Raw genomic sequence first — 9,052 nt, forward strand, 5'->3', positions numbered from 1 at the left:
CGCCGGCGCTCGCCGTGTGGGCATCCTCCGCCTCGCGCTCGGCGCGTTCCACCGCCTTGCGCAGCGCGAGCAGCTGGCTCCACCAGGCGGCCGTGAGCGCGTCGAGCCCGGTGCGGGCGGCGGCACTGATCGAGTACTTCCCGAAGGCGCCCGGCGCCTCGATCTCGGGGACGTAGTCCTCCCCCAGCAGGTCGAGCTTGGTGAAGACGACGCAGTGCGGCTTGGCGGCGAGTTCGCCGGAGTACTGCGCGATCTCGTGCCGGAGCTTGTCGTACTCCTCCTGCCAGTCCATGGCGTCGATCGGGACCAGGAAGGCGAGGATGCGCGTGCGCTCGATGTGCCGGAGGAACTGGAGCCCGAGTCCCTTCCCCTCGTGCGCCCCCTCGATGATGCCCGGGATGTCGGCGACCACGAAGGTCCGGTGGTCGCTGAGCGCCACGACCCCCAGGTTGGGCTGCAGCGTGGTGAAGGGATAGTCGGCAATCTTGGGACGCGCCGCCGAGAGCACCGACAGGAGCGTCGACTTCCCGGCGTTCGGCTGCCCGACGAGCCCGACGTCGGCGATGAGCTTGAGCTCGAGGTCGAGGGTCCGCGCCTCTCCCTCCTCACCCGGCTGCCACTCGCGCGGGGATTGGTGCGTGCTGGTGGCGAAGAAGGCGTTCCCCTTGCCGCCTCGCCCCCCCTTCGCGACGACGACCTGCTGGCCATGCGCGAGCACCTCGCCGATGAAGGCGCCGCTGTCGTGATCGCGGATGACGGTCCCCGGGGGGACGGGGAGGACGACGTCGTCCGCCGAACGCCCGGTCTTGTTGCTCCCCATCCCATGCTCGCCGCGCTCCGCCTCCCAGTGGTCGCGATAGGTGTAGTCGAGCAGGGTGGCGAGGTTGCGGTCGCCGCGGACGATGACGTCGCCGCCGCGCCCGCCGTCGCCGCCGTCCGGACCGCCCATGGGGTAGAACTTCTCGCGGCGGAACGACGAGCAGCCGGAGCCGCCCGTCCCTGCCGTCACGCGAACGACCACATGATCAATGAACATCGTGCTGGGCCACGCGGGCGAGGAGGAGGCGATAGCGCTCGGGATTCTGCGGCGCCATGAGGTCGACGATGGCGTCGAGAACGGCGGACACTTCCGCGAGCGGGGCGCCGGCATTGAGGGCGCCACGAAGGTGTGAGTGCAGCTGGCGGTCCTGCCCCGCGGCCGCGCACGCCGCGACGATGCACAGCTCGCGCCGCCGCAGGTCGAGCTGGGGGCGCGACAGCACCTTGCCGTACCCCTCGACGATCATCCAGGCGTCAAGCGCGGGGTGGAGGGTGCGGATGTTGTGCCGGAGCCGCTCGTAGGTGGCGCCGTAGACGATGCGGCAGGTCCGCTGGCCTTCCTCGCTCCACCGGGGTGCGTCGTCGAAGCGCTCCCCGGCGTCCTCCCCCGGAGCGGGGCGCCCCGACACCTTCCGCCACTCGCGGGCGGCATTGAGCGTGCGGGGGAAGCCGGCGAACAGGTACGATTGCAGGATGACTTCCTCCACCCACTCGTGAGGGCAACACTCGGCCGCGCGCGCGAGGGCGCCGCGCACGACGAGCTCTTCGGCGGCGGCGATCGCCGCCGCCAGCCGGACGAGCGCGACGTGCGCGGCATCGAGCGCGTGGACGATATCGAGGGACGGTTCGTCGTTCGTCATCATGGCATTCCCGACGGGATCATCGCATTGCATCGAGCGCACGTCGTCAGGCATCAATCACCCGGAGCTCGCCCACCACCTCGCCGCGCGTGTTCCGGATCCGGGTGCGCCCGAACTCCTGCAGCCGGGGCGGGAGGGGATCGGGGAGGGCGCCGTGCAGCTGCAGGAGTCGCAGGAGCGCCGGGTACTGGGCGCGCGAGGCCCCATCCTCCACCTTCACCACCATCCCCATCCCCTGCTCGAGCAGCGCGGCGGAGTGGATCCCCTCGGCGCCGACCTTGGAGATGATGCGCCCGGAGGTCTCCTCCACCAGGACGCTGTCGAAGCGGTCGGTCCCGCCGAACAGGAAGGGGCGCGTGCGCACCGCCCGTGCGATGCGCGACGCCAGCTCGTCGCCGCGCGTCGCGCTCGCGGCCAGCATCGCGTAGGCGCGCGCCATGTGCGCGAGGGGGAGCCCGAAGACGACGACCCCGCACCCGTCGACGGCGCGCTCGATCCGGTCGGCGGGCACGCCCGTCCAGCGCGACACCGACTCGAGTGCCGCGGCTTGCACCTGGTGCCCCTCGCGCTCGTAGCCGTGCGACGACCACCCGGACACGTGGGCGCGGGCCAGCATGGCGGCGTGCTTGCCGGAGCAGTTGTTGTGCAGCCGGGACGGGGCGTGCCCCGCCTCGCGCAGGAGCTTCACGCCGCGACGCGCTAGCGGCTCGTGCGGGCCGCACGCCAGGTCGCCCTCCTCCATCCCGATCGACGCCAGCATGCGTGCGGCCACGGCGACGTGCTCCGGCTCGCCGCCGTGCGAGGCGCACGCCAGGGCCAGCTCGTCGTCCTCCCACACCAGCTCATCGAAGCCTCCGGTCTCGAGGAGCGGCATCACCTGGAACGGCTTGGCGCACGAGCGCCACGGCGCCACGAGGAACGGGTCGCGCGTGCTCCCGACCAGCCCCGACGTCGCGTCCCAGACGGCCGCGTGCACGCGGTGGCGCGACTCGATGGAGTGGCCACGACTCACGATGACGTCGAGCTGGTAGGTCTGCATCCCTGGGAGGTGCGAGGAACGAGCGGTCGAAGCGGACCGGATGCGCGGAAGATAATCGGGGGCGGAGCCGATCTGGGCCGGACGCCACCCTCCGTTGACCCATCGGGACGCCCCGCCCTAGCTTCCCCCGCCATGTCCTCCTCCTCCCCCGCCTCGCATCTCTCGCGCGAACGCCTGGCCGTGCTCCTCGACCGCATGCGCGGCCGGCGCGTGGCCGTGGTCGGCGATGCCATGCTCGACGTCTACCTCCGCGGCGACGTGGAGCGCATCTCCCCCGAGGCCCCCGTCCCGGTGGTGCGCGTGCGCGACCGCAAGTATGCGCTGGGGGGCGCCGCCAACGTCGCGCAGAACGTCGCGGCCGCGGGCGCGCACGGCACGCTGGTCGCGGTGGTCGGCGACGACGACGGGGGCGAGCGCCTGCGCCGCATGCTGCGCGAGATGGGCTCCGACGACAGCGCGCTGATCGCCATCGCCCGTCCCACCACGACCAAGACGCGCCTGGTGGCGCGCTCGCAGCAGGTGGTGCGCTTCGACGAGGAAGACGACCGCGACCTCACCCCGGCCGACATCGCGCGGGTCGTCGCGGTGCTGGACGACGTCCTCACCTCGGCCGACGCCCTGGTCCTGGAGGACTACAACAAGGGCGTGCTGGTGGCCGACGTCATCGCCCACGCCATCGCTCGCGCCCGCGCGCGGGGGGTCCCGATCATCGTCGATCCCAAGTTCCGCAACTTCTTCGCCTACCGCGGGGCGACGGTCTTCAAGCCCAACCGCCGCGAGCTCGAATCGGCGTTAGGCGCGGCCGTGCACCTCGACGACGCGGGCGCCCTCCCCGCCACCCTCGAGCGCCTCGGGGCCCAGCACCTCCTCCTGACGCTGGGCGAGCGGGGCATGGCGCTCGTCTCCCCGGACGGCCAGGTGCAACGCATCCCGACGACGGCGCGCGAGGTATACGACGTGGTCGGCGCCGGCGACACGGTGACCGCCTACCTGGCGACCTCGCTGGCCGCCGGGGCCACCGCGATGGAGGCGGCGGTGGTCGCCAACTTCGCCGCCGGGGTCGAGGTGGGGAAGCTGGGGGCGGCGACCGTCACCCCGCAGGAGATCCTCGCCGCGTACGACCTGAACGCGCGCGAGGGGTGACGCCGCGCCCGCGCCGGCCTCCCCCGGCCGGGCGGGACTCTTCTCGCGGCGTGGCGTGGCGAGTATCCTTGCTGGCGCGGGCCCTTAGCTCAGCCGGTTAGAGCAGCGGACTCATAATCCGTCGGTCCTGGGTTCGAGCCCCAGAGGGCCCACTGGGTAATTCCGGTGTCTTGGACATCGCGTTAGGCTCCATGGTGGGGCTGGTGGTGGGGTGATCGCTCACTCCGCCACCAGCGCTTTCCGGATCGCATCAGCCGCCCGTCGGCTCGATTCGATTCGGGCGTAGTCCATCGTCATCGTCGGATCTTCGTGGCGGGCGTGCGCCTGCACGTCGGCCAACGGGGCCCCGCCGTCCAGCGCCAGGCGAATGCTCAGGTGCCGGATGTCGTGCAAGCGGATCTCGGGGCGCCCGCAGGCCTCGGCCGCGCGCTTCCAGTGCTCCCGGACCCACTTGTACTGCCGCGGCGCCGGGATCCCGGCCTCCACCCAGTGCCAGTCGTCCGCGTGCACCGCGACGGCCGCTCGGCTGCCGACGGTCTTGGTGCCGGGCACGAGGATCAAGTGCTCGGCCTTGTCGAGGTTCGCCGGCGTACAGCGGAAGTACTCCCCGCCGTCACCCGCCCGCATGCCCGTGAGGAGCAACGTCCAGTATGTGGGGCGCACGAGTGCCGGCGTCTTCGCCACCATCTGCCGGAAGAGGTGCAACGAGAGCATGGCCAGCCGCGAGCGCGGCTCCCGCGCCTTCGGGATCTTCGCGACCAGCTGGCGCCGCTCGGGGGCGTAGACGTCGCCGTAGTAGAGCGTCAGCGCGTGCGAGAGCATGCGCACGAGGTGGTTCCAGTCGCTCGCGCTCCCGCCCCACTGCGTACGCAGGGCGGACCAGTTGACCGCCTGCAGGGTGCGCATGCTCGCGTGCTCGCCCAACACCCCGGTGCCCTTGAGCTTCGCCAGCGAGAGCCGGTAGCGCTTCTTCGTCTTCTCGCCCGCCGTCCCCATGGCGATGCAGGCCTCCAGCACATCCCAGAGGCTGCGCCGGTCGGTGATCTCGCGCAGCGCGTCCGGGACGTACAGGCGCCGTTCTTCCTTGGCCGCGACAAGATCGAGGATCGTGATCTCCCCCGCCTTGAGGGCGCGGATGAGCGCGAAGCGCCCGGCGCGATGCAGCTCCACGAGGAGGGCCTCGCGCACCAGCGCCTCGCGCTTCTGCCCCGTCCAGGACGACGCCTTGATGCGGAGCGCCCGCCCGTCCATACGAAATTCACGGTCGATGACCCAGTCGGAGCCGGGCGTCGGCTTGTAGACGCTCATGGCGTGGCCCTACTACCGCAGCGCGTTGAGGGACTTGAGCGCGAACACTTCGCCCGTCGCCTCGCGCGCCACGAACCCGGCCGCGTACGCGCGATCCGCGATGTCGAGCGCGTAACGCTCGACCTTCGCGGCGAGATCGCGCAGCAGGATCGCCTCGTCGTCCACATCCTCGCGATCGCGCCGCACGTGGCGCCGCACGAGGCCGCGCAGCTCGTTGGCGATCCCCGACTGCACCTCGTCGGAGGTCGCGAGCGGGATCTCCGCCTGCGTCTCCAGCTGTGGCGCCACGTCCTCGGAGAGGGCCAGGGCATCGTGCTCCATCGTACGCGCCTCACGCGTGTAGCCCTCGTCCGAGACCTTCTTCGCGATCGACTTGAGCGCGCTGATACGATCCACGATGGCGACCTTCACCAGGCGCCAATGGTGCGGCGTCGGAAGCTCCAGCGTGGGCGAGAACTCCTTCGGCGGCTCCTGCAACAGCGTGGGATCCTCGGACAGCTCGCGCTGGTCCGGGTCGAGGGTCGCGCCGTCCCCGAGGGCGTCGGACGCGTCGGCGTCCGGCGGCCCCGCGTCCTCGAGGTCCTCGAGGTCTTCGAGGTCTTCCAGTGTGGCGCCGGGATCGGCGGCGAACGCGGTGAGCTTCGCCGCGTCCTCTGCCAGGGCGTCGTTCAACATCGTGTCGGTACTGTGGTGCCCGTTGAGGCGCAGCGTCCGCTTGGTCATGGCTCGATTGGTTGTGGGAGAAGTGCTACGCTGGGGCGACGGTCGAGATCGATGCGGTGCAGTTGCATGTGGTGTTTTCGGCAGAGCCACACCACGACGAACGGCTCGTTGTAGTCGGGATGGTGGGCGTCCACCTTCGATGCGCCGCACACCTCGCACGGCCCTTTCGACATGCGTCCCGCTTTCAGTTCGTTCGCCACCGTACGCATGGCTCGCAGCTTCACAGGATCACGCTTCAGTCCATTGAGATTGGCGACGAGTGCACGCACGGTGTCGAACTGGTATCGGTCACGGTCGTATCGCTGGTACTGTTGCAGGCGGCGCTCTCGGTTGTCCTGCACATCCCTCCGCGTGCACCGCCTGCACTTGTTGAGGTGACCGTCAGCCATCCGAGGATGACGGTAGAACTGCGACAGCGGCTGCACCTCACCGCACTTGAAGCATCGCTTCATGGCCACTGTCGCTCAGTCAAAAGGGAGCTCGTCGGGGTCGGGCTCGAGCGTCTTCTTGGGGAACTCGCTGAACTGGCGGTTCTCGAGGACCGTCTCGATCGCCGCGATCAACGGCTTGTACTTGGGGTCATTGGCCTCGATCGCGGCCTTGAGCTCCGCGGTCAGCTCGGCGTCGGTGAGATCCCCGAGTCGCACACCCCTGATCTTCTTGTCTTCGGCCCGCGCGTGCCCGGCGCGGGGCGTCTCCTCCTTCGGCGCCTCCGCCTCGCCCTTCGCCTCCTCCTTCGGCGTCTCGTCCTTGGGCGGCCATTGCCCCGGCCACTTCCCTTCCTTGCACCAGCTGCCGTCGTCGTTCTTCTTGTTGCAGCTCCAGTCCGGCGTCTTCGGGTTCTTCTTGCTCGCCCGATTATCCCGCATCGGCACGTTGTGCGTGGGGCAGATCGGCGCCGCGACCTTCGCTGGACCATTCGCGTCGTCACCGCCGCTGCTCACGCCCGTGTCCTCCACGTCCTGGGTGAACTCGTCGCTCAGGCCGTACGCGGTGAGCGTCGCCCCGACGAACGCGCGCTTCTGCGCCATCTTCAGGCACGTGTTCTCACTGTCGCGCGGCCGGTCGATGTACTTCGACTCCAGCGTCGAGCAGGCGCCGAGGCTCTCGCCGACGACGATCCCAGTCTCGCGGTGCACCAGCTCACAGCGCACGACGTACCGGTAGACGCCGATCGAGGTCCCGCTCTCGATCGACCAGTCGCCGGTCCACTCCCGGTTCTTGTAGATCTTCTTGCGCTTGCTCCACTCGATGACCCGGTCGTGGTCGACCTGCGCCTCGAGCGTCGTGTAGTGCGGGATCACCCCGAACCCGACGTTGATGCGTTGCGCGCCGGGCTGCAGGAGGGACGGCTTGTCGACGCCGGGGATGAGCCCGTAGTCGCGGCCCTCTTCCAGCACTTCCTTGATGAACGCGCGCATCTCGTTCTGCTGCGCGATGATCTGCGCCGGCGGTGCCACGGGCTTGAGCAGCCCTAACGAGGGACGCGCCGCAACCGCGGTGCTCGGACTGGCCGTCGGCTCAACCGGAGCAAGGGCCGGGACACTCATGGAGTCACTCCTGTCGCCACGACGGCGACGGTCGGCAAGGGTTCGACCACGAACGCGACGCACTCGCGCCGCTGGTCATCGAGGATGGAGAGAAACGGCAACTGCCGGATCCGGGCCCGCGCGATCAGCCGATCCAGGCAGCCGCGCTGCTGGTCGGTCAACGGCACCGGCCACGGTCCGAGGCGGATGATGACGTACTCCTCCGATCTGACGGCGGAGGGGGTGCTGGGGGGGCTGGTGGCGCCGGGGAGCCCCGACGCCACGGTGGACGCGAGTCCCGTCACCGGGCACCGTCCTTCGGGGCCATCGCCTTCGCGAACGGCTTGTCTTTGGGCAACTCGACGTGAATGCCGGGGATCTCGGTCTCGCCCGTCGACTCGACGTGCCCCTTGAGCAGCGACTTCGCCAGCGCCCAGCGGAGACGTGCGGGCGCGACGCATTCCCCGAGTCCCGCATCCACGATCTGGTTGACCTCGGAGCCGGTGAGGGTGACCGTGGCGGACACCGCCTCAGGCAGTCCCTGCATGGCCCAGTCGAGGACGGCGTCCTCGTCGAGGACCTCGACCTTGAGCGGCGACTGGCGCAGCCCGTAGGTGCCGAATCCCACCGCGCGGGACTTCTTCTTGGGGCCGAACTCCGACACCACGGCGAGCGCTTCGATCGCGCCCGCGAGGAAGGACTGACGCCGTTCGAGGCGCTCGATCTCGGAGCCGTAGATGCGCTCGAGCTGCTCGCGCTCGAGTCGCAGGGCGCGCTGCCGCTCGGCGATCTCCGCCTCCACACGGCCCAGCGCGCGGAGGAGCGTCGAGGCCTGCGCATCGCGCGCGGCCTGATCGTCGGGCGTCGCCGACACGTCGGCCGAGATGCCCAACGCGGCAAGCTCCGCCCGCTCGTCGGCGTCGTCGGTGAGCCAGGTCGGGAGGGCGGTCATCGGGCCACCTCGCCGTCGAGGGTGCGCTGCTGCGCGCGCGTGAGCGCGATCCCGATGGCGAAATAGTCGATTGCGCCGTCGGGGCCGCGGGGGCTGCGGGGGCCGTCGCCGGCGGGAGAGGACGAGCGCGCGGTCCCATCCGCCGCGTCGCTTACGACGACAGTGGAGCCACCGGGAGATGCCGCGCCGGTTCCTAGCGCGGGAGTGGCCGTTGCCGCCTCCTCGATCCCGTCGGACGACTCGTCCCCCCGCGCCTCCTCCTGCGCCTCCTCCTGCGCCTCCCCCGGGTCGAACGTGTGCCACGCGCGCCGGGTCGCCTCGCGCAGACGGTGACAGTCTGCCGTCCACAGCGTCCGGCCCGAGCGGCGGAGGGTCTGATAGGCGAGGACGTAGAGGTCTTCCTCGCACGCGATGGCCGCCCGCGCCGCGTGCAGCACGCGCGTCGCGACATCCTCGAACAGGTGCGCGCGCTCGACCTCGCGCCGCGCCTCCGCGTCGGCGAGGGCGGCCATCGCGGCTTGTTTCGCGGCGCGCCAGGCGGCCGAGCCGCGTGACGTCGCCCCGAGCGGTGGAGACGTGTCGGTTGACACGACGCCCCCCCTGGTGGCATTCTCCGGGTACACGTTACTCTGCACGTTGCTCCTCCCCTCCCCCGCCGCGCGCTGCCAAGCCCTCGCGA

Annotated in this window: 10 protein-coding genes, 1 tRNA gene and 1 pseudogene; 2 read left to right on the top strand and 10 right to left on the bottom strand. The window is 70.6% G+C overall.

The genetic code is table 11. From position 1 onward, the window contains the following. Positions 1–25: 25 nt before the first annotated feature. The 3 genes and pseudogenes from ABS52_04180 to ABS52_04190 form a co-directional block, all read right to left on the bottom strand. A pseudogene (locus tag ABS52_04180) lies at positions 26–1,036 on the bottom strand (GTPase ObgE). Beyond that, positions 1,026–1,733, bottom strand: a complete 708-nt coding sequence (locus ABS52_04185; GenBank protein ID ODT04785.1) for a hypothetical protein — start codon at positions 1,731–1,733, stop codon at positions 1,026–1,028. The pseudogene ABS52_04180 and the gene ABS52_04185 overlap by 11 nt, the downstream one beginning before the upstream one ends. Further along, complete coding sequence (locus ABS52_04190) at positions 1,726–2,718, bottom strand: hypothetical protein (GenBank protein ID ODT04786.1); 993 nt, start codon at positions 2,716–2,718, stop codon at positions 1,726–1,728. Before ABS52_04190 ends, ABS52_04185 begins: the two co-directional genes overlap by 8 nt. A gap of 132 nt (positions 2,719–2,850) precedes the next feature. Between ABS52_04190 and ABS52_04195 the strand changes: the two genes are divergently transcribed. After that, positions 2,851–3,861, top strand: a complete 1,011-nt coding sequence (locus tag ABS52_04195; GenBank protein ID ODT04787.1) for a hypothetical protein — start codon at positions 2,851–2,853, stop codon at positions 3,859–3,861. A 78-nt stretch (positions 3,862–3,939) separates the two neighbouring features. Further along, positions 3,940–4,013: transfer RNA gene (locus tag ABS52_04200), tRNA-Met, on the top strand. A gap of 67 nt (positions 4,014–4,080) precedes the next feature. Here the strand turns inward: ABS52_04200 and ABS52_04205 are convergent. From ABS52_04205 to ABS52_04235, 7 genes are all read right to left on the bottom strand, one after another. Beyond that, complete coding sequence (locus ABS52_04205) at positions 4,081–5,169, bottom strand: hypothetical protein (protein ID ODT04788.1); 1,089 nt, start codon at positions 5,167–5,169, stop codon at positions 4,081–4,083. Between the two features lie 12 nt (positions 5,170–5,181). Next, complete coding sequence (locus ABS52_04210; GenBank protein ODT04789.1) at positions 5,182–5,892, bottom strand: hypothetical protein; 711 nt, start codon at positions 5,890–5,892, stop codon at positions 5,182–5,184. Continuing rightward, positions 5,889–6,281, bottom strand: a complete 393-nt coding sequence (locus tag ABS52_04215; protein ID ODT04835.1) for a hypothetical protein — start codon at positions 6,279–6,281, stop codon at positions 5,889–5,891. Before ABS52_04215 ends, ABS52_04210 begins: the two co-directional genes overlap by 4 nt. A gap of 75 nt (positions 6,282–6,356) precedes the next feature. Continuing rightward, positions 6,357–7,352 (bottom strand): hypothetical protein, encoded by a 996-nt coding sequence (locus tag ABS52_04220; GenBank protein ODT04790.1) that lies wholly within the window; start codon positions 7,350–7,352, stop codon positions 6,357–6,359. A gap of 86 nt (positions 7,353–7,438) precedes the next feature. Beyond that, positions 7,439–7,726 carry a hypothetical protein gene (locus ABS52_04225; protein ID ODT04791.1) on the bottom strand — a complete coding sequence of 96 codons (288 nt, stop codon included), beginning with the start codon at positions 7,724–7,726 and terminating at the stop codon, positions 7,439–7,441. Continuing rightward, positions 7,723–8,373, bottom strand: coding sequence for a hypothetical protein (locus tag ABS52_04230; protein ID ODT04792.1), 651 nt, complete (start codon positions 8,371–8,373; stop codon positions 7,723–7,725). Before ABS52_04230 ends, ABS52_04225 begins: the two co-directional genes overlap by 4 nt. Continuing rightward, entirely contained in the window at positions 8,370–8,885 is a 516-nt protein-coding gene (locus ABS52_04235; GenBank protein ODT04793.1) for a hypothetical protein, read from the bottom strand. The genes ABS52_04230 and ABS52_04235 overlap by 4 nt, the downstream gene beginning before the upstream one ends. Positions 8,886–9,052 lie beyond the last annotated feature (167 nt).

The sequence above is a fragment of the Gemmatimonadetes bacterium SCN 70-22 genome (genome assembly GCA_001724275.1).
In the GTDB taxonomy this organism is placed as follows: Bacteria; Gemmatimonadota; Gemmatimonadetes; order Gemmatimonadales; family Gemmatimonadaceae; genus SCN-70-22.

Coding starts and splice junctions, on each gene's coding strand:
- ABS52_04215 (ODT04835.1), bottom strand. CDS start 6,281: ATGGCTGACGGTCACCTCAACAAGTGCAGGCGGTGCACGCGGAGGGAT.
- ABS52_04185 (ODT04785.1), bottom strand. CDS start 1,733: ATGCCTGACGACGTGCGCTCGATGCAATGCGATGATCCCGTCGGGAAT.
- ABS52_04230 (ODT04792.1), bottom strand. CDS start 8,373: ATGACCGCCCTCCCGACCTGGCTCACCGACGACGCCGACGAGCGGGCG.
- ABS52_04195 (ODT04787.1), top strand. CDS start 2,851: ATGTCCTCCTCCTCCCCCGCCTCGCATCTCTCGCGCGAACGCCTGGCC.
- ABS52_04205 (ODT04788.1), bottom strand. CDS start 5,169: ATGAGCGTCTACAAGCCGACGCCCGGCTCCGACTGGGTCATCGACCGT.
- ABS52_04235 (ODT04793.1), bottom strand. CDS start 8,885: ATGGCCGCCCTCGCCGACGCGGAGGCGCGGCGCGAGGTCGAGCGCGCG.
- ABS52_04210 (ODT04789.1), bottom strand. CDS start 5,892: ATGACCAAGCGGACGCTGCGCCTCAACGGGCACCACAGTACCGACACG.
- ABS52_04190 (ODT04786.1), bottom strand. CDS start 2,718: ATGCAGACCTACCAGCTCGACGTCATCGTGAGTCGTGGCCACTCCATC.